The sequence below is a fragment of the Janthinobacterium sp. SUN137 genome (assembly GCF_030587265.1).
Lineage (GTDB): Bacteria > Pseudomonadota > Gammaproteobacteria > Burkholderiales > Burkholderiaceae_D > Janthinobacterium > Janthinobacterium kumbetense.
Genome location: NZ_JAPWHZ010000001.1, coordinates 1,653,658 through 1,675,081, shown reverse-complemented (window position 1 = coordinate 1,675,081; position 21,424 = coordinate 1,653,658). Strand labels below are relative to the sequence as shown.

The window sequence follows — 21,424 nt, the reverse complement described above, 5'->3', positions numbered from 1 at the left end:
CAGGTGACAGCCATTGTCGCATCCGCGGGCCGTTTACTCCATGCCGGATCGCCCGCCTGTTTCTTTTTCGCCCGTGCCCTTTCCTTATTGCTAAGACTTAGCGGCGGCCGTACATCATCAGCTCGGCCAGCGTCTTGCGCGCAGGGGGAAATGCGTCCAGCAGGCCCAGCGACAGGCCCAGCAAGCCTTGCGTGGGCGCGCTGCCCGTGAAGATGCGCGCCATGGTGTCGGTGACGCGCACGGTCAGCCCCCGGTCGGCCTGGCGCAGGCTGGCGTAGCGCTCCAGCCCGGCCGGGCTGCTGTCCTGCGCCAGCACGCGGGCCAGCACGGCGGCGTCGCGCAAGCCCAGATTCAGGCCTTGTCCCGCCACCGGATGCAGGGTTTGCGCTGCATTGCCGATGGCCACCGTGCGCGCCGTGCCGCCCGCCTGGGCGTTCAGGCCCAGCGGATACGCCAGGCGCGGCGTCGTGTGGGTAAACCGCCCCAGGCGGCTGCCGAAGGCGGCGCCCAGGCGCGCCAGGAAGGTTACCTCGTCGAGCGCCAGCAACTGTTCCGCGCGCGTGGGCGGCACGCACCAGACCAGCGCGTAGCCGTCGTCCTGCGGCAGCAGGGCCAGCGGCCCTTCATCAGTGAAGCGTTCGTACGCGCGGTGGGCGACGGGATCGCTGGTACGCACGTGGGCAATGATGGCGCTTTGACCATAATCGCGGCTGACGGCGCGTTCCGGCTGCTGGCCGAACAGGCCGCCCTCGGCCTGCACCAGCAGGCTGGCGCGCAAGCTCGACGCGGCGCCGTCCTGTTCCAGCTGCACGCTGACGCCATCGGCGTCTTCCACGCTGCCCGTGACCAGGGCCGGGCGCAAGCTGGCCACGCCCAGGCGTTCGCAGACGTCGGCCAGCGCGCTGACGACGGCGCCGTAACGGGCCACATAGCCGAGCGCCTCGACGCCATGCTCGCCGCGGTCTATCAGGCTGCGCCCGAACCTGCCGCGGCGCGAAACGTGAATCTGGTGAATCGGGGTCGCTGCCACGGGCCAGGCGCCCGCTTCTTCGAGAATCTGGCGGCTGCCCTGCGACAGGGCGATGGTGCGCGGGTCGCGCCTGGCTTGGTCGAGGGATTTTGCGTCGAGCATGGCGATGCCGGCGGCGCGGCAGCCCCGTTGCACCAGCAGGGCGGCCAGCGCCATGCCGACGGGGCCGGCGCCGCAGATGGCGAGATCGAAAGTGGACGGTGTATGCATGCGGCGGCGTTAATCCTGTGACATCAGTTGTTCGATTTCAGCGACGCCCTTGGGCGCCGTGCTGAAGACTTCATGGCCTTGCGGCGTAACCAGCACATCGTCTTCGATGCGGATGCCGGTATGCCAGAACTGCTCCGGCACGCCCGCGCCGGGGCGCACATAGATGCCCGGTTCCACCGTCAGCACCATGCCCGGTGCCAAAGCGCGCCATGGCTTGCCGGGCGCGTCCGTGTCACGGTAGGCGCCCACGTCGTGCACGTCCATGCCCAGCCAGTGGCTGGTGCCGTGCATGTAGAAGGGCATATACGCCTTGTCGGCGATGACGTCCTGCGCGCTGCCGCTTTTCTGCCGGTCCAGCAAACCCAGGTCCAGCATGCCCTGCGCCAGCACCTGCACGGCCGCCTCGTGGATGGCGCTGTGCGGCAAGCCGGGGCGGACCATGTCCAGCGACGCCTGTTGCGCGGCCAGCACCAGTTCATACAGGGCACGCTGCGGGCCGCTGAAACGGCCGTTGACGGGCCAGGTGCGCGTGATGTCGGAGGCGTAGCCATCGAGTTCGCAGCCGGCGTCGATCAGTACCAGCTCGCCGTCCTGTAATACCGCGTTGTTGGCGCTGTAATGCAGGATGCAGGCGTTGTCGCCGCCGGCCACGATGGAGGAATACGCGGGGAATTGCGCGCCGCTGCGCCGGAATTCGTACAGCAGCTCCGCTTCCAGCGCGTATTCGTGCATGCCGGGTCGTGTGGCGCGCATGGCGCGCGCGTGGGCCGCGCTGGAAATGGCGGCCGCGCGGCGCATCAACTGCTGTTCCTGCGTATCTTTCAGCAGGCGCATGGCGTCGAGCATGCCATGGATGTCATGCGCGATGGCGGGCGCCGTGACGCCGCTGCGGGCCTTTTGCCGCACGTTGTGCCGCCAGACCTTGACCTGCGCATCGAGGCTGCCGCCCAGCGCATAGTAAATGGCGGGGACGTCGGCCAGCAGGCGCGTCATTTCCACGTCGAGTTCCTCGATGGGGAAGGCGGCGTCGAAGCCGAAGCTGGCGCGCGCCGCCTCGGGGCCGTGGCGGAAACCGTCCCAGATTTCGCGCTCCGTATTCTTGGCGCGGCAAAACAGGATGGCGCGCGCCGGCGCCGTGGCGCTGGCGGCCACGAGGGCCACGGCGCTGTCGGGCTCCGTAAAGCCGCTCAGGTAATAGAAATAGCTGTCGTGGCGGTACGGATAATCGCAATCGCTGTTGCGCGGCACTTCGGGCGCCGTGGCGAGGATGGCCACGCTGCCCGGCAGCATCTGCGCCAGCAGCGCCGCGCGCCGTGCCGCGTGGTTGGCCATCATGTTGCGCTGGCCTTGGCCGTGACGCCGTTGAGGGCGTCGAGCTGTGCCGGCGTGCCCACATTGGTCCACTCGCCCGGATAGACTTCGCCGCCCACGCGGCCTTGGTCCGCGTACTGGCGCAGCAAATCGCCCAGTTTGGCGTGGCTGCCGGGCGCGATGCCGTCGAACATCTCGGGACGGTACACGCCGATATTGGCGAAGGTCCACTTGGTGTCGTCCGTATTGTTGATCGCGAACAAGGTCAGGCCGAAGTCGCCTGTGGGATGGAAGTCGGGATTGGGCACCAGGTACGTCCAGGCGATGTCGCGCTGGTCGGCCGGATACGGCGTGCCCAGCACGTCCTTGTCGGCCAGCACGTCGAGTACTTGCTTGAAATCAAAGTAGGGGCAATAGATGTCGCCGGAAATGGCGAGGAATGGTTCCTCGCCCAGCAGGTGGCGCGCCTGGGCGATGCCGCCCGCCGTTTCCAGCGGCGTGCTCTCGGGCGAATACGCGATGCGCGCGCCATACGCGCTGCCGTTGCCCAGGGTTTCCTCGATCAGGTGGCCCAGGTGGGAATGGTTGATGACGATGTCCGTGATGCCGGCGCGCACCAGGTTCAGCACATGCCAGACGATCAGTGGACGGCCGCGCACTTTCAGCAGCGGTTTGGGGCAGGTATCGGTAAGCGGACGCATCCGTTCACCGCGGCCTGCGGCAAAGATCATGGCTTTCATGGGTAGGACTCGTTTTCTGTTTTGTTCGGTAATTGTTGCGTGGCGTGAGCCGCACAATAAGTTAATTCTGCAGTAGCGACACCTGACAAAACCGTAGCGAGCGGCAGTGCTTTGTGGCCGAGAAGCGCAACCGTACTGCAGTACGGTGAGCATCGCCGGCCGCAAAGCGCGACGCGCAGTAGGTTTTGGCGGGTGTCATCAGAAGGTATAGCCGACTTGCGGCGTCTTATTCTCCAGGGCATCGAGCAGACGCACCAGCGGCTTGAGTTCCGTATAGCGGTTGGCCGTCTTGCGCACGTAGTCGAGCACGGTTGGCAGGTCGCCCATATACAGATCCTTGCCGTCGCGGTAATTCAGGCGCGCGAACAGGCCGAGGATTTTCAAATGGCGCTGCAGGGCCGTGAATTCGAAATCGCGGTAGAAGGCGTCGATGTCGGGATTGACTGGCAAGCCCAGCTGCTTGGCGCGCTGCCAGTAGCGGATCACCCAGTCGAGCACCAGTTCCTCGTCCCACTGGAGATACGCATCGCGCAGCAGCGAGGCGATGTCGTAGGTGACGGGGCCGAAGACGGCGTCCTGGAAATCGAGGATGCCGGGATTGGGAATCGAGCCATCGTTGATGTGCATCAAATTGCGCGAATGGTAGTCGCGGTGCATGAAAACTTGCTGCTGCGACAAGATATTCGCCGTGATGGCTTCGAAGACCTTGTCCAGCTGGGTTTGTTGCACATCCGTCAAGGTGGCGCCCAGGTGCTTGCCAATAAACCATTCCGGGAACAGATTCATTTCGCGCAGGATGAAGGCGCGGTCGAATTCGGGCAAGACGTCCGGCTGGCTGGCCAGCTGGATTTTCATCAGCGACTCGAGCGCTTCCGCGTACAGCACGCTGGCATTGTCGTGGTTCAGGGCGTCGAGGTAGGTGGTCGTGCCCAGGTCGGAGAGCAGCAGGAAGCCATTCTCCAGGTCTTGCGCGATGATCTCGGGCACGGACACGCCGGCGCCTTTCAGCAAGCCGGCCACCTTGACGAAGGCGGGCACGTTTTCGCGCTCGGGCGGCGCATCCATGGCAATCAATGTACTTCCTGGCAATGTTGTATTGCCTGGCAGCACATCGAGACGGTAGTAGCGGCGGAAGCTCGCATCGCTGGAAGCGGGGCGGGCGGAATCGGGCGCAACGAGGTTCAGCGGGGCCAACCAGGCTTTCAACAGGGTCAGGCGAGCGTCGGCGGAGGCCGGCGCGGCAGGGGAATTGGGGGAGAATGACATTAAGCGGCCTGTGGAATCGGGTTGATGGTGCAGATTCCCATATAATAAGGGATTCAAATCAAAAAATCGCCTGTCAATGGTGCTTGCCCCTTCCAATTCATGAGCTGGTTTTCGGCCTCCCCCCCTTCGCAGCGCTGGGCTTTCGCCATCAGCGCGCTTGTCGCCGCCACGACGGTGCCTGTCCACGCCCAGAAAGCGCCGCGTCCGGTTCATGTGGAAGATCCCGACGCGCCCACCGTCATGACGGCAAACAGCATGAAGGGACGCCCCGAAAGGGAGCTCAATCTCGATCAAAATGTCGTGATCGAGCGCGGAAAAACCACAAAAATGACGGCCGATACAGCTTGTTACAAACAAGTTGAAGATGAGTTCGACGCCGAGGGCCATATCAAGATGTGGCGTTTCGGCGATTACTACACGGGCGACGTCCTGAAGCTGAACATGGAGACCGGCAAGGGTTTCCTGCTCAACCCGACGTATCGCTTCGAAGTGGGCGGCGGCCAGGGCAAGGCCGAGCGCGTCGACTTCATCAACCCCGATGAAGCCAATGTCATCGACGGTACCTACAGTACCTGCGAAGGGCCGAATCCGGACTGGTACCTGAAATCGAGCACCTTGAACCTCGATACGGGCCGCGACGTGGGCACCGGCAGCAAGACCATCATCTATTTCAAGGACGTGCCGATCCTGGGCACGCCGGGCATCTCGTTTTCGCTGTCGGGCGCGCGCCGGTCGGGCTGGCTGGCGCCCACGCCGGGCTTTGCCTCGAAGAACGGTTTCGAGCTGCTGATGCCGTACTACCTGAACATTGCGCCGAACCGCGACCTGACCCTGTACCCGCGCTACATCCAGCGGCGCGGCATCCAGCTCGGTGCGACGGGCCGCTACATGGGCGAAACGGATGCCGGCCTGTACCAGGGCGAAACGTCGTTTGAATTCTTGCCTAACGACAAGCAAACCAAGACCAACCGCTACATGATCAAGTCCAAGCATGAGCAGGCGCTGGCCAAGGGCTGGAGCTACAGCTGGGATTTGCGCGAAGCGTCCGACAATAATTACCCGAACGATTTTTCGAAAACCGTCGCCACCGCCACCGAGCGCCAGTTGCTGCGCGAATTGCGCACCGATTACCGCACCGAGGACTGGAGCCTGACGGCGCGCGTGCAGAATTACCAGGTGCTGCAGGATCCCGATCCCACGGTGACCGTGTCGCGTCCGTATGACCGCTTGCCGGCGGTGAACTTCCACGCTGGCAAATATGACGTCTGGGGCGGCTTCGACTGGACCTTCGACGCGGAAGCGACGCGCTTCGCGCACCCGACCCTGGTGCAAGGGTCGCGCCTCGTGGCTGTGCCGCAAGTGAGTTTCCCCATCATGCGCCCTGGCTACTTCATCACGCCCAAGCTGATGCTCAATGCCAGTGCTTATCAGCTTGATAATGATGCCAGGACCAAGGCGCTGTTCCCGACGACCTCGTTTACGCGCGCCGTGCCGACCTTCTCGGTCGACAGCGGCCTGGTGTTTGAACGCGACACGAATCTGTTTGGCGCCAAGGGCGGCACGCAAACCCTGGAGCCGCGCCTGTTCTATGTCTACACGCCGTACCGCGACCAGACGCAGTTTCCGAATTTCGATACGGCCGACGGCACCTTCAACCTGACGCAGATCTTCACGGAAAACCGTTTCGTCGGCAGCGACCGCATCGGCGACGCCAATCAGGTCACGGCCGCCCTGGTATCGCGCTTCCTGCAGGCGGACGGCACGGAGCGCATGCGCCTGACCTTCGGCCAGCGTTTCTATTTTGCCGACCAGCGCGTGCAGCTCAATTCGACCACGCCCGTCAACCAGTCGCGCTCGGATATCCTGCTGGCCGCAACGGGCCGCGTGTCCGAGACTTGGACCGCCGACAGCCTGGTGCAGTACAATCCCAGCGATCGCCGCTTGATGAGCTATAACTACACCTTGCAATATCAGCCAGGCGCCAAGAAAGTATTGAATTTCAGCAATCGTTTCCAGCGCGGCAGTTTGCGCAATGCGGAAGTGTCGACGCAATGGCCGTTGACGGACCGCCTGTATGGCGTGGGACGCATCAGTTACTCCATCAAGGATCGCAGCATGCTGGAAAGCCTGATCGGCCTGGAATACAAGGGCGACTGCTGGGTGTTCCGCATGGGCGCGCAGCGTTTCGTGACGACGTCCAATACCGTTTCGACGCCGATCTTCTTCCAGCTGGAATTGACGGGCTTGTCGAATGGCCTGGGCCTGGGCGCGAATGGCTTGGAAACTTTTACAAAAACCATCCCTGGTTACCAGACACTGAGCCAGCCACTCCGTTAAGATAGGCACCGTTGCCGCCGCCGGTGTTCCCGGCGCTGGCACAAACCGGTTTTTTTATTCACCTGAACTCATGAGCGCTCTACACATTATGCGTAATGCCAGTATGCACCAACTCAAAATTGCAACGGTTTTGTTGTGCGCCATTTCCGGCGCCACGACCAGTAGTGTCTGGGCGCAACAGGCTGCGTCAGCGCCTGTCGCCAAGCCCGCCGCCGCGGCACCGGCCAAGGGGTTCACACCACCGGCCTCGAGCAGTGGCCAGACCATCGACTCCATCGCCGTCGTCGTCAATGACGAGGTGATTACGCGCAATGAAGTGGCGGCCCGGATCAAGAGCGTGGAGCAGCGCATGAAGGCGCAGAACGTGCCCTTGCCCGATCCTGCCGACCTGCGTCGTCAATTGCTGGAGCGCATGATTGTCGAGCGCGCCCAAATGCAACTGGCCAAGGAAATGGGCGTGCGCGTGGATGACCTGACCCTGGACCGCGCGATTGGCCGTATTGCTGAACAGCAAAAAATGACGGTACAGGAACTGCGCAACCAGATGGAAAAGGAAGGCACGCCGTTTGCGACTTTCCGCGAAGAAATTCGCGATGAAATCATCATGCAGCGCCTGCGCGAGCATGAAGTCGATGCCAAGATCCAGATTTCCGATTCCGAAGTGGATAACTTCCTGGAAGCGGAAAAAGCGGCCGCCAGCGAACAGGTGGAACTGAACCTGGCGCAGATTCTCGTGCGCATTCCGGAAAATTCCAGCCCCGAACAGATCGCCGCGCGCCGCGCGCGCGCCGAAGAAGTCAGCCGCCAGTTGCGCACGGGCGCCGATTTCGCCAAGATGGCCGCCACCTATTCCGACGCCAGCGATGCGCTGAGCGGCGGCGATATCGGCTGGCGCCATAGCGACCGCGTGCCGCCCCTGTTCACGGAACAGCTGCTGAAACTGAAGCCGGGCCAGATCACGCCTATCATCAAGAGCAACACCGGTTTCCACATCCTCAAGCTGGTGGACCGCCGCAGCGCGGCCGAAGCGCAAGCCGTCGCTGCCGTGCAGCAGACGCATGCCCGCCATATCTTGCTGAAAGTAACCCCGACCTTGTCGGCTGCCGAAGCCAAGCGCAAATTGCTGGAATTGAAAGAGCGTCTCGATAACAAGGCCGCCAAGTTCGAAGACCTGGCCCGCTTGTTCTCGAACGACGGTTCCGCGGCCAAGGGCGGCGACCTGGGCTGGCTGTATCCAGGCGACACCGTGCCGGAATTTGAAACGGCGATGAATGCGCTGAAACCGGGCGAAGTGAGCCAGCCGATCGAGTCGAGCTTTGGCTTCCACCTGATCGAAGTGCTGGAACGCAAGAGCGATGACGTCTCGAAAGAGAAACAGCGCGCCGCCGCACGCAATGCCTTGCGCGAACGCAAGCTGGAAGAAGCGACGGAAAACTGGGCGCGCGAAGTGCGCGATCGTGCCTACGTCGAATTCCGCGCGGACGACCAGTAATGCTGCTGATTCATTGCGCATGAGTAACTTGCCCCTTGCACGCCGCCCGGCCATCGCCATCACTTGTGGCGAACCGGCCGGTGTCGGCCCGGAAATCTCCATACGCGCGGCCTGGGCCATGCGCAATGAAGTCAACTGCATCCTGCTGGGCGACGCTGCCTTCCTGGCGCTGACGGCCAGCCTGATCGACCCGGACATCCGCCTGGCGGCGCTGTCGCTGCAAGCCGTGCGCAACAGCGGCTTGCCCCAGTTCGGACCGGGCCGCCTGGCCGTGATCGATATTCCCACCGTCAACAATGTCATCCCCGGCGTGCTGGACAAGGAAAACGGGCGCTCCGTGCTCGCTACCCTGGACGCGGCCGTGGAAGGTATCCAGGCCGGCTGGTTTGGCGCCATGGTCACGGCACCCTTGCAAAAGAGCACGATCAACGACGCCGGCGTGGCCTTTTCCGGGCATACGGAATACCTGGCAGAAAAAACCGATACGCCGCAGGTGGTGATGATGCTGGCCGGCGAACCCGGCCATGGCGAACCGACCCTGCGCGTGGCGCTGGCCACCACGCACCTGCCCTTGAAGGACGTGTCCGCCGCCATCACGCTGGACAGCCTGGCCGTCACCCTGGACATTATCCAGCGCGACCTGCAACAGAAATTCGGCATCGCCGCGCCGCGCATCCTGGTGACCGGCCTGAACCCGCACGCGGGCGAGGGCGGCTACCTGGGACGCGAGGAAATCGATGTCATCGCTCCGGCGATTGCCGCGGCGCAAGCGCGCGGCATCGATGCGCGCGGACCGTATCCGGCCGACACCTTGTTCCAGCACAAATACCTGGCCGATGCCGATTGCGTGCTGGCCATGTACCACGACCAGGGCTTGCCCGTGCTGAAATACGCGACCTTCGGGCGCGGCATCAATGTCACGCTGGGCCTGCCGCTGATCCGCACCTCGGTCGACCACGGCACGGCGCTGGACCTGGCCGCGCAAGGGCTGGGGCTGGCCGATGGCCACAGCATGGAGCAAGCCCTGCAAACGGCGCTCGCCATGCTGCGCGCCAGCACCCGCGCCTGACCGCCCACCGGTTTTACCCCGCTTCACCGCCTCTAGAATAGAAAAACAGAATATGAAACACGTTGCCCGCAAACGCTTTGGCCAGAACTTCCTGCATGACCGCTTCGTCCTCGACGACATCACGGCCGCCATCGCGCCGCAGGCGGACGATGCCATGGTCGAGATCGGCCCCGGCCTGGGCGCCATGACGGAGCAGCTGCTGCGCCATTTGAAACAGATGCATGTGGTCGAGCTGGACCGCGACCTGATCGTGCGCCTGGAAAAGACCTTCAATCCCGCCAAGCTGACGATCCACTCGGGCGATGCGCTGAAGTTTGATTTCGCGCAAATTCCCGTGCCGGCCGGCCAGAAGCTGCGCATCGTGGGCAACTTGCCGTACAACATCTCCAGCCCGCTGCTGTTCCACCTGGCGGACTTCGCGCCGTTGGTGCAGGACCAGCATTTCATGCTGCAAAAGGAAGTCGTCGAGCGCATGGTGGCCGAACCGGGCAGCAAGGCGTATGGCCGTTTGTCCGTGATGCTGCAATGGCGCTATGACATGTCCTTGCTGTTCATCGTGCCGCCGACGGCCTTCGACCCGCCGCCGAAAGTGGAATCGGCCATCGTGCGCATGATCCCCGTGGCCGAGCGCCTGGCGTGCGACCAGGCGACCCTGGAAGCGGTGGTCATGAAAGCCTTCTCGCAGCGCCGCAAGGTGATCCGCAACTGCCTGGCCGGGATGTTTACGGAAGAACAGATCAAGGCGGCCGGCATCGACCCGACCCTGCGTCCGGAAACCGTGGGCCTGGAGCAATATGTTGCCCTGGCGAACTTGCTGAAGGCGCCGGCCTAAGCCCCCGGTTTAACTCAAAACCACTGGTCGACCTGTTGCAGATCTTGCCGCAACGCTGAAAAGCAATCGTCGACATGGTGGTTGCGGCTGATTTCATTGCGCCGCATCAAGGCGATCTTGCGCTTGCAGGTGGGCTGGCGCAACGGCGCCACGTGCAAGTCCTCGTCATTGAGGAAAGTCGTGTATAGGCTGGGCATGATGCCCACGGCGATGCCGGCGCGCACCACGCCATACAGCGACTCGCTGTGGATCATCTGGTACAGGCTCGACGGACTCAAGCCATGCTGGCGCAGCGCGCTCGAGGCGAACTCCCAGATGCTGCCCTTGGTAAATACGACGATTTCCTGGCCCGCCAACTGTTCCCAGCGCACTTCCTTGAGCGGCGCCAGCGCATGGCGTCCCGCCGTCACCAGCACCAGCTCGTCCTCGAACAGGCCCACGCTTTCCAGCGACACGGAGCCGGGCACCTCGATGCCTACGCAAAAGTCCAGCTGGCCCGAATGCAGCGCGTGCAGCAAGCCATCGTTGGGCATGTCCGACAGGACGATTTCCACTTCATCGCCATGCTGTTCGCAGTAGCGCGCCACCACCACGGCCGTCATCGCCATGGCCGAGGGGATGGCGCCGATGCGGATGCGGTGGCGGCCGCTGCCGATGGCGCGCTGGATATCGGCAAAGGTATTGCTCGCCGTATTCAATAAATGCGTGGCGTAATCGAGCGCCAGCTTGCCTTCGCGCGTCAGTTCCAGCTGGTGGGTTGTGCGGTTAAACAACTTTTTTCCCAGTTGATTTTCCAGCAGCTTGATCGATGCGCTGAGGGCCGGCTGGGTCACGCACAATTCCTGTGCAGCCTTGCTGAAGCTGTTTACCCGGGCTAAGGTGGCAAACGCTTGCAAATGTCGTAAGGAAATCTTCTTGCTCAACTCATGCATGGTTTTGCTTATTAGAAAAAGTAATGGATTTATAAAAATAAACAAATTTTCTTATCCCGCAATTTACCATATTCTGGACTGGTCTTTACTTGTCTTGAATGCAACAATATTCGGGAGAAGAGCCTGGAATGCGGCGCCGGCACTCGCGGCGGTGCGCCAGGCAAGGGACGCATCAATAAAATAATTCCAAAAAAACTCAGGGTTTATTCTTTTTAGGGCGGCGGCGATGAACAAATGGATGACTGGAACGATGGTAGTTGGGGGCTTGCTGGCGGCGCAGGGCGCGGCGCAGGCGCAAAGCAGCGTGCAAGTGTATGGCTTGCTGTCGGCCGGTATCGGCTATGTATCGGATGAGGGTAACGGCAGCCGCACGCATGCGCTGAGCGGCACGAACCAGAATCCCCGCATCGGTTTCCGCGGCCAGGAAGACCTGGGCAACGGCACCAAGGCCGTCTTCGCGCTGGAAAACGGTTTTAACGTCATGACGGGCACGGCCTCGCAAAGCGGCCGTCTGTTCGGTCGCCAGTCGTATGTGGGCCTGTCGAGCAACGACAAGGGCACCCTGACCCTGGGCCGCCAGTACGAAGCCGTCAAGGACTTGCTGGGTCCGGTGGTCATCGCCAGTAACGGCGTGCACATCGGCGACAACGACAATGGCTACAACAACCTGCGCGTGCAAAATGCCGTCAAGTACGTCAGCCCGAACATCAGCAACCTGTCGTTTACGGGTTTGTACGGTTTCAGCGAAAATCCGGAAGATTCCAACCGCAACCGCGTCTACAGCATGGGCGCCGGCTACAAAGTCGATGCCTTCAGCTGGGCCGTCGCCTACACCAAGATGGATCGCCCGAACAGCCCGGACGCGCCGAATGGCGCCATCGGCAACGACTATGGCAGCTCCCTGTTGATCTTCAACAAGAGCGCCGTCAAGGGTGCGGGCGTGGACAGCCAGGCCATCGCCGGCACGGGAGGCTTTTATAATGTGGGCAGGACCAAGTTTGGCGCGCTGTACACCAACGTGCGCTACCACTACCTGGACCAAAGCAACCTGACCTTGCAAAACGTGGACTTGAACGTGAACCACAAGCTGACGGAAGCGTTGAACCTGGGCGCATCGTATTTCTTTACCACTGGCAAATATGATGTGATCAACAAGACGCCGAAATGGCATCAGGTCAACTTCCAGGCCGATTACTTCCTGTCCAAGCGCACCGATGTCGCCATCACCTGGAGCTACCAGAAAGCGGCCGGCGATGCGACGTTCGCGCGCGTGTTCGGCTTTGGCGCCTCGGGCGGCAAGACGCAAAGCGTGCTGATCGTCGGCATGCGACATTATTTCTGAGTCTGATTCATCTTTACAGGCGCTGTCCCGCAGCGCCGTCCCCTGAAAGGAAGCATCTTGAAAAATCACCTCATGTTGGCGTTGAGCCTAGGCTTGCTGGCCAACGCCGCCCACGCGGAAAAACGCGAGCTGGTCATTTCGGCCTACCCGATTGCCCAGCCCTTGTTCATGAAGTATGTGTACGAGCCGTTCAAGGCCAAATGCGGTTGCGATATCAAGGTGGAAACGGGGAATAATGCGGACCGCATCGCCAAGCTGGTGGTGCACAGCAAGAACCCGGTGATCGACCTGGTCTTGCTGTCCGATTCTGGCATGCTGGAAGCGGCGCAAAAGGGCGTGATCCAGCCCATGGATTACTCCAAGCTGAGCAATTACAAGGCCCTGTACGACGTGGCGAAAAACCCCATCGGCGGCAACTACGCCGTCGGCTATACCCTGTATTCCGTGGGACTGGTGTACCGCAGCGACAAGATCGCCCCGCTGACGTCCTGGAAGGACCTGTGGCGCCCTGAACTGAAGGGCCGCGTGGCCTTCCCCGACGTGAGCACCACGCAGGGCCCGTTGATGCTGCGCATGGCCGATGCGGCCTGGGGCGGCAAGACGGACGATTACGCCACCGGCTTTGCGAAGATCGTCGGCATGAAGGGCAACGTCGTCACGTTCTCGAAAAACAGCGCGCAGCTGGCCGCCCTGTTTGCCCAGGATGAAATCTGGGCTGCGCCCGTGGCGCGCTTCACCTGGTCGCAAATGCTCAAGACGGGCCTGCCCCTGAAATGGAGCATCCCGGCCGAAGGCCAGGCGGCCGGCATGAACGTGATGGGCATCGTGGCCGGTTCGAAGAATGCGGACCTGGCGTACCAGCTGATGGATTTCTGGCTGTCCAAGGAAGTGCAGACGCAGCTGGCGACCAACCTGGTCGACTCGCCCGTCAACAAGGACGTGCGCCTGTCCGTGGCCGCCGCGCAATTCAACACCTATGGCGCCGACCAGATCAATTCGCTGAAATTCGTCAAACCGGAAACCATCATCAAGCAGCGCAGCAACTGGATGACGCAGTGGAACAAGGCCATGAGCAAATAGTGGTGACGAGGAGAAAACACCATGTTTGCTGATCCAAAAAAGCGCCTGGGACTGCTGCTGGTCCTGCCGGCGCTGATCTTTATCGTTGTCTGCTTCCTGCTGCCCGTGCTGGCCTTGCTGGTCGACGCCTTCCGCGTCGGCGACGGCATGCAGTGGGGTGTGGACCGCTTCGTCGAATTCTTTTCGCAAGAGTTCAACCGCACCATCTTCTGGCGCACGCTGCGCATCGCCGCGCTGGTGACGCTCGCTTCCATCATCCTCGGCTACCCGGCCGCGCAAGCCGTGGCGCGCGTGTCGCCGAAGTGGCGCGGCCTGGTGGTGGGCATGATGATCCTGCCGCTGATGGTCTCGCCGATCGCGCGTACCTACGCCTGGATCGTGCTGCTGGGCCGCAATGGCGCCGTCAACGCGGCGCTGGTCAACATGGGCTTGACGGAAGAGCCCCTGCGCCTGCTGTTCAGCGAGTTCGCCGTGTTTGTCGGCCTGCTGCAACTGCTGCTGCCGCTGATGCTGATGTCGCTGGCGGGCGCGCTGGAAAACCTGCCGCGCGACGTGGAACCGGCTGCCGCCACCCTGGGCGCCAATCCATGGCAAGTGTTCTGCAAGGTCACCCTGCCGCTGACGCAGGAAGGCCTGGTCGTCGGCGGCACCCTGGTGTTTACGGGCTGCGTGACGGCCTATGTGACGCCGGCCCTGCTGGGCGGCACCAAGGTGCTGATGCTGGAGACCCTGCTGTACCAAAAGGTCAGCGTGGAGAGCGATTTCGGCGCGGCGAACGTCATCGCCGTCATCCTCGTCTGCATGACCTTGCTGGTGAATGCCGGCCTTAAACGTATTTCCTCGAGCCGGAGTTCCGTATGAAAGAAAGCCTGTTTTCACGTGCCGTTTTATGGCTGGTATTCCTGTTCCTGCTGGGGCCTTTCGCCATCGTCGTGCTGGCCGGTTTTTCCGGCGGCGAAACCCTGGCGTTCCCGCCCGAGTCGTATTCGCTGCGCTGGATTCTTGAAGTGTGGTCGGCGCCCGAGTTCCGCCGCGCCTTCCAGACCAGCCTGGAAATCGGCCTGATCGCCACCGTCATCGCGCTGTTGCTGGGCATTCCCGTCGCGTATGCGTTTTCGCGCATGCCGCCGCCGGGCATCGGCGCCATCCGGCAGATACTGACGTCGCCGCTGATCATTCCCGCCATCCTCGTGGGCCTGGGCTTGCTGCACCACCTGGTCCTGACCATCAATGCGCCCGTCTACGTTGGACTCTTGATCGGCCATATCGCGCTGCTGATTCCGTACTCGGTGCGCGTCGTGTACGCCAGCCTGGTGAACCTGCGCGTCGATATCGAGGATGCCGCCATCACGCTGGGCGCGTCGCGTTTGCGCGCGTTCTTCATGATCGTGCTGCCGAATATCCGCAACGCCGTGATCGCCGCCTTCTTCCTCGCCTTTGTCACCTCGTTCAACCAGGTGCCCGTCTCGCTGTTCTTGACGGGACCCGGCATCAGCACCTTGCCGATCGAGATGCTGGGGCATATGGAAAACAGCTTCGATCCGTCGATCGCTGCCCTGTCGACCTTGCTGGTCTTGTTCACCATGGCCTTCGTGATGGTGACCGAGAAGGTGCTGGGCATTTCTAAATACATGTAAGAGGCAACACACCATGAGTTATCTGGAACTGCACAAGCTGAACCTCGGCTACGCCAAGAACACGACGTCCGTGAAAGACCTGGACCTGCACGTCGAGCAGGGCGAGCTGATTTCCCTGCTGGGCCCCAGCGGCTGCGGCAAGACCACCACCATGCGCGCCATCGCCGGCCTGATGCCGCTGCAGTCGGGCCGCATCGTGCTCGACGGCCGCGAAATCGGCAAGCTGGCGCCGAACAAGCGCAATATCGGCATGGTCTTCCAGTCGTACGCGCTGTTCCCGCACTTGAATGTATACGACAACATCGCTTTCGGTTTGCGCTTGCGCAAGGTCGCGCCAGCTTTGCTGAAAACGAAGGTGGAAGCGGTGATCGCCGCCGTCGGCCTGACGGGTTTTGAAACACGCCTGCCGGCGCAGATGTCCGGTGGCCAGCAGCAGCGCGTGGCGCTGGCGCGCGCCATCGTCGTCGAGCCGGCCCTGCTGCTGCTCGACGAGCCGCTGTCGAACCTGGACGCCAAGCTGCGCGTGCAGATGCGTGCCGAACTGCGCCGCATCCAGCGCGAGCTGGGCATCACCATGCTGTATGTGACGCACGACCAGGAAGAAGCGCTGGCCCTGTCCGACCGCATCGTCGTCATGAATGGCGGCCGCATCGAGCAATTGGCCGCGCCGGAAGCCGTCTTCAATACGCCGTCGACGCGCTTCGTTGCCAACTTCATGGGCTTCGAGAACCTGTTCGACTACCGCGACGGCGCGCTGCACCACGCGGGCGCCAGCCTGCCGTACACGTCGCCCGTCGCGGCCGGCACCACGGTGCTGGGCTGGCGTCCGGACAAGGTGCGCGTCTGCGCGCCCGACGACGCGGCGGGCCAGTATCCGGGTACCGTGCTGGCACGGGGCTTCCTGGGCGACACCGTCGAATACCTGCTGCAAACGCCGCTGGGCCAGGTCAAGGGCATTTGCGCGGCCGGCGGCGCCGCCTGGCGCGAAGGCACGGCCGTCTCCTTCGTGCTGCCGTCCGACAGCGCCCTGTGGCTGGGCGCGTAATTTCTTACTGGAAAGCATCATGACCCAATCCTTGAAAAAGATCTGGCTCGATACCGATCCCGGTTTCGACGACTGGCTGACGATGTTGCTCTTGGGCAGCAATCCCGATATCGAGTGGCTGGGCGTGAGCGTGGTGGCGGGCAATGCGCCCGTCGATATCACCTACGACAACGCCTTGCGCATCAAGGCCCATGATGGTTTGACGGTGCCGATTTACCGCGGCTGCGAAGAGCCGCTGGTCGGCGTCATCGAAACGGCGCAGCGCATCCTCGGCGACAGCGGCATGCCGACGACGGGCGAGATCCTGCCGCCCGGTGCCGCCAGCGACGCTGCCGGCCACGCCGTCGACGCGCTGATCGCCGCCGTGCGCAAGTATCCTGGCCAGATCACCATCATGGCGATTGCGCCGATGACCAACCTGGCGACGGCCTTGAGCCGAGCGCCGGACATCGCGGAAAAAATCGTCGAAATCATCCTGATGGGCGGCTCGACCGACCAGGGCAACCACACGGCGGCGGCGGAATTCAATATCTATGCGGACCCGGAAGCGGCCGCCCAGGTGTTCCAGGCGGGCATCCCGCTGCGCATGTTCGGCTTGAACCTGTGCCGCCAACTGCTGGTGACAAACGTGGAAGTGGAGCAGCTGCGCGCCATCGGCACGCCGCGCGCGCAGCGTCTGGCCGGCTACCTGGAAGCGTATGTGCGCATCCGCAGTGCCGACGGTTCCGTGCCCATGCCGATGTACGACCCCGTGGTGGCCCTGTACCTGGAAGCGCCGCAGCTGTTCCAGTTCCAGAGCGCCCACGTGGCCATCGAATTGACGGGCGAACTGACGCGCGGCATGACGGTATGCGAATTCCGCGTGCCGCGCCGCGCACCCATCAACACGCAAGTGGCGATGCTGGCCGACGGCCCGGCCGCCATCGAGCGTCTGATGCGCCGCTTGGCCGCCATTCTCGTCTGACCCACTTCACTACGAAACGAGCTTCATGTCTAATTCCCCCCTGAGCATCGAACAGTTTTTACGCGCCATGCCGAAAGTGGAGCTGCATTGCCACCTGTTCGGCACGGTGCGGCAAGCCACTTTCCGTGCGCTGGCCGCCAAGACGGGCAATGTCGTCACTCCCGAGGAAATCGACGCGTTTTACACGCGCGGCGACAAGCCCGTCGGCGTGCTGCGCGTGCTGCGCGCGCTCGACGCGCACCTGATCGTCTCGCCGACGGACCTGTATTGCCTCGCCTACGAATACCTGGAAGACGTGCATGGCCACGGCGTGCGCTACGCGGAATTCTTTTGGAACCCCACCGGCACCGTGCGCGTGTCGGGCATCCGCTATGACGCGGCGCAAGACGCCATCGTGGCCGCCATCCGCGACGCACAGCGCGATTTCGGCGTGGTCGGCCGCCTGATCCCCAGCATCGACCGCGAAGCGAGTCCCGCCGAAGCCGTGCAGATGGTGGAATGGATGAAGGCTTACCGCGCGCCGGAAGTCATCGGCATCGGCATCGATTACCGCGAAAACGACCGCCCGCCAGAACTCTTCATCGAAGCCTACCGCGCCGCGCGCGAGGCCGGCTTCAAGTGCACGGCGCACGCGGGCGAATTCGGCATGCCGTGGATGAACGTGGAGACGGCCATCGAGCAGTTGCAGGTGGACCGGGTCGACCATGGCTACACGATTGTTGATAATCCTCAATTGGCGCAGCGCTGCGTGGAGCGGGGCCTCGTATTTACGGTCGTGCCGACCAATTCCTACTATCTGCGCACCCTGGCGCCCGAGCGCTGGGCACTGGACCATCCGATCCGCGCCATGGCCAAGCTGGGCCTGAAACTGCATCCGAACACGGACGACCCGACCCTGCACCACGTGACGCCCACCGGTGCCTGGATGATGATGCGCGAATTCGGTTTCGGCCTGGACGACATGCGCGGCTTCATGCTCAATGGCCTGGACGCGGCCTGGATAGCCGAATCCACGCGGCGCGACTGGCGCGCGGAATTTGCGCGTGAATTCGACGCGCTGCGCGCCCGGGTCGTCGAGTAAGTCAGGCGGACGCTGGCGGCGGTGCCAGCAGCGATGGAAACGCCCGCTGCGGGCAGCTTTGCCGCTCGCACACCTTGCAGCCCGTGCCGATGGGCGTGGCGCTGGTGGGGTCGTGCAAATCGAGACCCTTCGAATAGATCAGCCGGTGCGCCTGCGAGATGTCGCAGCCCAGCGCCACGGCAAAGGTCTTGCCGGGCGCGCGGAAGCCCGGCGACGCCGTGCTGACCTGGCGCGCGATCCACAGATAGGTGCAGCCGTCCGGCATGCTGGCCACCTGCGTCAGTACCTGTCCCGGATGGCTGAAGGCGTCGTAGACGATCCACAGCGGACACGTGCCGCCCACCCTGGAAAAATGGAAGTCCGTGGCTGACTGGCGCTTCGAGACATTGCCGGCGCGGTCGACGCGCACAAAGAAGAATGGCAGTCCCGCCGCCTCGGGGCGCTGCATGGTGCTCAGGCGGTGGCATACGGCTTCGAAACCCACGCCAAACTGGTGCGCCAGGCGCTCGATATCGTAGGCGCGCGTCTCCGCCGCCTGCAAAAAGCGCTGGTACGGCATCAGCAGGGCGCCAGCGAAATAATTGGAAAAGGCCAGGCGCGCACTCGTTTGCGCGGCCGCGCCGGAGAATCCCGCCGTCAGCACGAGGGCGTCGATCAGTTCGCTATGTTCGAGCAGGCTGATCTGCGCCGCCATCTGGAAGGCGCGCTGGCCGCCCGTCAGGGTATCGGGCAGCCACAAGAGCTGTTGCTGGGCGTCATAGCGGTGCTTGCGCACCATGCCCGCGTCGCCATCGGACAGTTGCACCCGGATGCCGTGGCGCTCCAGCAAGCGGCCTTGCAGCGCATCGAGCGTGCGCAGGGACGGATCGAGTTCGCCCGCCACCCGCTCCGCGGCCCGGTCCAGCTCATCGATGTAGTTTTGCCGCCGGTTCAGGTATTCGCGCACTTCCTCGTCCGTGGACGGCGCCGCCGAACTGGCGCCGCGGCTGCCGTCGTCGAGGCGCGCGGCCAGCGTGTCGGCCCGCTCCGCCATGACGCGGTAGCGCCGCTGCAGCAGCAAAATCGAGCGCGCCAGTTCCGGCATGTTTTCCACCAGCATTTTCAATTCCGCCATCGAGGTGGGCGGCGCGTCGGGCAATTCGCCGAACACGTCGCGCACGTCGGCCACCAGGCTGGCGCTGTCGTGTTCGGAAAAGATTTGCGGATCGACCCCCAGCACGCTGCCGATGCGCAGCAAAATCGGCACCGTCAGCGGGCGCTGGTTGCGCTCCATCTGGTTCAGGTAGCTGGGCGAAATGCCCAGGGACTTGGCCAGCGCCACCTGCGTCATGCGCCGTTCCTCGCGCAGGCGCTGCAGGCGCACGCCCATGAAAACCTTTGCCATCGCGTTTCCTCTTCCCCGGTTTGTGGAGTCTGCAAATTTACAATCTTTGCAGATTAACAGATTCAGCTTTGCATTATCTCGCATTTTCACGCCTTGTTTGCGGCCCGTATTGTGCGAATAATGCAAACAGACCTATACCCCCAATGAGGAGACACCGAGTGACCACGCAAACTTCCATCCCTACCGTTCCACTGCTGATCAACGGCGAGTGGGTCGAATCGACCACCACCGTCTGGCGCGACGTCGTCAACCCTGCCACGCAGGAAGTCCTGGCCCGTGTGCCGTTCGCCACGCCGGAGGAAGTCAATGCCGCCATCGCCTCGGCCCAGCGCGCCTTCAAGACCTGGCGCAAGACGCCGATCGGCGCCCGCGCCCGCATTTTCCTCAAATTGCAGCAGCTGATCCGTGAAAACATGGCCGACCTGGCCGCCACCCTGACGATGGAACAGGGCAAGACCCTGCTCGACGCGGAAGGCGACGTCTTCCGCGGCCTGGAAGTGGTGGAACATGCGGCCAATATCGGCACCCTGCAAATGGGCGAATACGCGCAAAACGTGGCCGGCGGCGTCGATACCTACAGCGTGATGCAGCCGCTGGGCGTGTGCGCGGGCATTACCCCGTTCAATTTCCCCGCCATGATCCCCCTGTGGATGTTCCCGATGGCGATTGCCTGTGGCAATACTTTCGTGCTGAAACCATCGGAGCAAGATCCGCTGGTGACGGAAAAACTCGTGCGCCTGGCCTTGCAGGCGGGCATCCCTGCCGGCGTGCTGAACGTGATTCACGGCGGCGAAGACGTGGTCAATGCCCTGTGCGACCATCCGGACATCAAGGCCATCTCGTTCGTGGGTTCGAGCAAGGTGGGCACGCATGTGTACCAGCGCGCCAGCCTGAACGGCAAGCGCGCGCAGTGCATGATGGGCGCCAAGAACCACGCCGTCGTCTTGCCTGACGCAAACAAGGAACAGACCCTGAACCAGTTGCTGGGCGCGGGCTTCGGCGCGGCCGGCCAGCGCTGCATGGCCGCGTCCGTCGCCGTGCTGGTGGGCGAAGCGCGCGACTGGCTGCCGGAACTGGCGGCCAAGGCGCAAACCCTGACGGTGGGCGCGGGCAAGGACAATCCGGACTTGGGCCCTGTCATTTCCTGCGCAGCCAAGGATCGCGTGCACAGCCTGGTCGCCAAGGGCATCGAGCAGGGTGCCGTGCTGACCCTGGACGGCCGCGACGTGAAGGTCGATGGCTATCCGAACGGCAACTTCGTCGGACCGACGATTCTGTCCGGCGTGAAACCCGGCATGGTCGTATATGACCAGGAAATCTTTGGCCCCGTCCTGATCGTCGTCGAAGTCGATACCCTGGATGAAGCGATTGCCCTGGTGAACGCAAATCCGAATGGCAACGGCACGGCCCTGTTCACGCAAAGCGGCGCGGCCGCGCGCTATTTCCAGGAAGAAATCGACGTGGGCCAGGTCGGCATCAACGTGCCCATCCCCGTGCCCGTGCCCCTGTTCAGCTTTACAGGCTCGCGCGGCTCGAAACTGGGCGACCTGGGCCCGTTCGGCAAGCAAGTCGTGCTGTTCTATACGCAGACGCAGACGATTACCCAGCGCTGGTTCACGGACGCGGCCTCGGTGGGCAAGGTCAACACCACCATCAGCCTCAAATAAGGAGC

At 63.0% G+C, this 21,424-nt stretch carries 18 protein-coding genes; 12 read left to right on the top strand and 6 right to left on the bottom strand.

Translation table 11 applies throughout. From position 1 onward, the window contains the following. Positions 1-97: 97 nt before the first annotated feature. The 4 genes from O3298_RS07625 to O3298_RS07610 form a co-directional block, all read right to left on the bottom strand. A complete protein-coding gene (locus O3298_RS07625) occupies positions 98-1,240 on the bottom strand; it encodes an FAD-dependent monooxygenase (RefSeq protein ID WP_305058914.1) in 1,143 nt (380 codons plus the stop codon). 9 nt (positions 1,241-1,249) lie between these two features. Continuing rightward, the gene (locus O3298_RS07620) at positions 1,250-2,572 is read right to left on the bottom strand and encodes an aminopeptidase P N-terminal domain-containing protein (protein WP_305058981.1); all 1,323 of its coding nucleotides are present in this window, start codon (positions 2,570-2,572) and stop codon (positions 1,250-1,252) included. Beyond that, a complete protein-coding gene (gene murU, locus O3298_RS07615) occupies positions 2,572-3,291 on the bottom strand; it encodes an N-acetylmuramate alpha-1-phosphate uridylyltransferase MurU (RefSeq protein ID WP_305058913.1) in 720 nt (239 codons plus the stop codon). Before murU ends, O3298_RS07620 begins: the two co-directional genes overlap by 1 nt. A 198-nt stretch (positions 3,292-3,489) precedes the next feature. Continuing rightward, a complete protein-coding gene (locus O3298_RS07610; RefSeq protein ID WP_289912725.1) occupies positions 3,490-4,557 on the bottom strand; it encodes an aminoglycoside phosphotransferase family protein in 1,068 nt (355 codons plus the stop codon). A 99-nt stretch (positions 4,558-4,656) separates the two neighbouring features. On the opposite strand from O3298_RS07610, the gene O3298_RS07605 reads away from it, so the two are divergent. From O3298_RS07605 to rsmA, 4 genes are all read left to right on the top strand, one after another. Beyond that, positions 4,657-6,894 (top strand): LPS-assembly protein LptD, encoded by a 2,238-nt coding sequence (locus tag O3298_RS07605; protein ID WP_289907287.1) that lies wholly within the window; start codon positions 4,657-4,659, stop codon positions 6,892-6,894. A gap of 103 nt (positions 6,895-6,997) precedes the next feature. Continuing rightward, complete coding sequence (locus O3298_RS07600) at positions 6,998-8,386, top strand: peptidylprolyl isomerase (protein WP_289912728.1); 1,389 nt, start codon at positions 6,998-7,000, stop codon at positions 8,384-8,386. Between the two features lie 19 nt (positions 8,387-8,405). Beyond that, a complete protein-coding gene (pdxA, locus tag O3298_RS07595) occupies positions 8,406-9,455 on the top strand; it encodes a 4-hydroxythreonine-4-phosphate dehydrogenase PdxA (RefSeq protein ID WP_289912730.1) in 1,050 nt (349 codons plus the stop codon). Positions 9,456-9,507: 52 nt separating this feature from the next. Then, complete coding sequence (rsmA, locus tag O3298_RS07590; protein WP_076573213.1) at positions 9,508-10,287, top strand: 16S rRNA (adenine(1518)-N(6)/adenine(1519)-N(6))-dimethyltransferase RsmA; 780 nt, start codon at positions 9,508-9,510, stop codon at positions 10,285-10,287. A gap of 14 nt (positions 10,288-10,301) precedes the next feature. Here the strand turns inward: rsmA and O3298_RS07585 are convergent, their stop codons facing one another. Continuing rightward, positions 10,302-11,219: a LysR family transcriptional regulator gene (locus O3298_RS07585; RefSeq protein ID WP_034778821.1), complete on the bottom strand. Its 918-nt coding sequence runs from the start codon at positions 11,217-11,219 to the stop codon at positions 10,302-10,304. A gap of 238 nt (positions 11,220-11,457) precedes the next feature. On the opposite strand from O3298_RS07585, the gene O3298_RS07580 reads away from it, so the two are divergent. The 7 genes from O3298_RS07580 to O3298_RS07550 are packed head-to-tail and all read left to right on the top strand — an operon-like array spanning position 11,458 to position 18,368. Next, positions 11,458-12,561 (top strand): porin, encoded by a 1,104-nt coding sequence (locus tag O3298_RS07580; protein WP_305058912.1) that lies wholly within the window; start codon positions 11,458-11,460, stop codon positions 12,559-12,561. A gap of 57 nt (positions 12,562-12,618) precedes the next feature. Beyond that, the gene (locus O3298_RS07575; protein WP_305058911.1) at positions 12,619-13,641 is read left to right on the top strand and encodes an ABC transporter substrate-binding protein; all 1,023 of its coding nucleotides are present in this window, start codon (positions 12,619-12,621) and stop codon (positions 13,639-13,641) included. Positions 13,642-13,662: 21 nt separating this feature from the next. Continuing rightward, the gene (locus O3298_RS07570; RefSeq protein WP_099666257.1) at positions 13,663-14,502 is read left to right on the top strand and encodes an ABC transporter permease; all 840 of its coding nucleotides are present in this window, start codon (positions 13,663-13,665) and stop codon (positions 14,500-14,502) included. Then, the gene (locus tag O3298_RS07565) at positions 14,499-15,278 is read left to right on the top strand and encodes an ABC transporter permease (RefSeq protein WP_035822719.1); all 780 of its coding nucleotides are present in this window, start codon (positions 14,499-14,501) and stop codon (positions 15,276-15,278) included. Before O3298_RS07570 ends, O3298_RS07565 begins: the two co-directional genes overlap by 4 nt. 13 nt (positions 15,279-15,291) lie before the next feature. Beyond that, positions 15,292-16,323, top strand: coding sequence for an ABC transporter ATP-binding protein (locus tag O3298_RS07560; RefSeq protein ID WP_099666258.1), 1,032 nt, complete (start codon positions 15,292-15,294; stop codon positions 16,321-16,323). Positions 16,324-16,342: 19 nt separating this feature from the next. Beyond that, a complete protein-coding gene (locus tag O3298_RS07555; RefSeq protein WP_305058910.1) occupies positions 16,343-17,287 on the top strand; it encodes a nucleoside hydrolase in 945 nt (314 codons plus the stop codon). Between the two features lie 25 nt (positions 17,288-17,312). Continuing rightward, complete coding sequence (locus O3298_RS07550) at positions 17,313-18,368, top strand: adenosine deaminase (protein WP_289912737.1); 1,056 nt, start codon at positions 17,313-17,315, stop codon at positions 18,366-18,368. A 1-nt stretch (position 18,369) separates the two neighbouring features. Here the strand turns inward: O3298_RS07550 and O3298_RS07545 are convergent, their stop codons facing one another. After that, positions 18,370-19,752 carry a short-chain fatty acyl-CoA regulator family protein gene (locus O3298_RS07545; protein WP_305058909.1) on the bottom strand — a complete coding sequence of 461 codons (1,383 nt, stop codon included), beginning with the start codon at positions 19,750-19,752 and terminating at the stop codon, positions 18,370-18,372. Positions 19,753-19,910: 158 nt separating this feature from the next. Between O3298_RS07545 and O3298_RS07540 the strand changes: the two genes are divergently transcribed. Beyond that, complete coding sequence (locus tag O3298_RS07540; protein ID WP_251351302.1) at positions 19,911-21,419, top strand: CoA-acylating methylmalonate-semialdehyde dehydrogenase; 1,509 nt, start codon at positions 19,911-19,913, stop codon at positions 21,417-21,419. Positions 21,420-21,424: the final 5 nt, after the last annotated feature.

What these genes read in the sequence shown, in the direction of transcription:
- O3298_RS07625 (WP_305058914.1), bottom strand. Translation starts at nt 1,240, where the DNA reads ATGCATACACCGTCCACTTTCGATCTCGCCATCTGCGGCGCCGGCCCC.
- O3298_RS07620 (WP_305058981.1), bottom strand. Translation starts at nt 2,572, where the DNA reads ATGGCCAACCACGCGGCACGGCGCGCGGCGCTGCTGGCGCAGATGCTG.
- murU (WP_305058913.1), bottom strand. Translation starts at nt 3,291, where the DNA reads ATGAAAGCCATGATCTTTGCCGCAGGCCGCGGTGAACGGATGCGTCCG.
- O3298_RS07610 (WP_289912725.1), bottom strand. Translation starts at nt 4,557, where the DNA reads ATGTCATTCTCCCCCAATTCCCCTGCCGCGCCGGCCTCCGCCGACGCT.
- O3298_RS07605 (WP_289907287.1), top strand. Translation starts at nt 4,657, where the DNA reads ATGAGCTGGTTTTCGGCCTCCCCCCCTTCGCAGCGCTGGGCTTTCGCC.
- O3298_RS07600 (WP_289912728.1), top strand. Translation starts at nt 6,998, where the DNA reads ATGCACCAACTCAAAATTGCAACGGTTTTGTTGTGCGCCATTTCCGGC.
- pdxA (WP_289912730.1), top strand. Translation starts at nt 8,406, where the DNA reads ATGAGTAACTTGCCCCTTGCACGCCGCCCGGCCATCGCCATCACTTGT.
- rsmA (WP_076573213.1), top strand. Translation starts at nt 9,508, where the DNA reads ATGAAACACGTTGCCCGCAAACGCTTTGGCCAGAACTTCCTGCATGAC.
- O3298_RS07585 (WP_034778821.1), bottom strand. Translation starts at nt 11,219, where the DNA reads ATGCATGAGTTGAGCAAGAAGATTTCCTTACGACATTTGCAAGCGTTT.
- O3298_RS07580 (WP_305058912.1), top strand. Translation starts at nt 11,458, where the DNA reads ATGACTGGAACGATGGTAGTTGGGGGCTTGCTGGCGGCGCAGGGCGCG.
- O3298_RS07570 (WP_099666257.1), top strand. Translation starts at nt 13,663, where the DNA reads ATGTTTGCTGATCCAAAAAAGCGCCTGGGACTGCTGCTGGTCCTGCCG.
- O3298_RS07565 (WP_035822719.1), top strand. Translation starts at nt 14,499, where the DNA reads ATGAAAGAAAGCCTGTTTTCACGTGCCGTTTTATGGCTGGTATTCCTG.
- O3298_RS07560 (WP_099666258.1), top strand. Translation starts at nt 15,292, where the DNA reads ATGAGTTATCTGGAACTGCACAAGCTGAACCTCGGCTACGCCAAGAAC.
- O3298_RS07555 (WP_305058910.1), top strand. Translation starts at nt 16,343, where the DNA reads ATGACCCAATCCTTGAAAAAGATCTGGCTCGATACCGATCCCGGTTTC.
- O3298_RS07550 (WP_289912737.1), top strand. Translation starts at nt 17,313, where the DNA reads ATGTCTAATTCCCCCCTGAGCATCGAACAGTTTTTACGCGCCATGCCG.
- O3298_RS07545 (WP_305058909.1), bottom strand. Translation starts at nt 19,752, where the DNA reads ATGGCAAAGGTTTTCATGGGCGTGCGCCTGCAGCGCCTGCGCGAGGAA.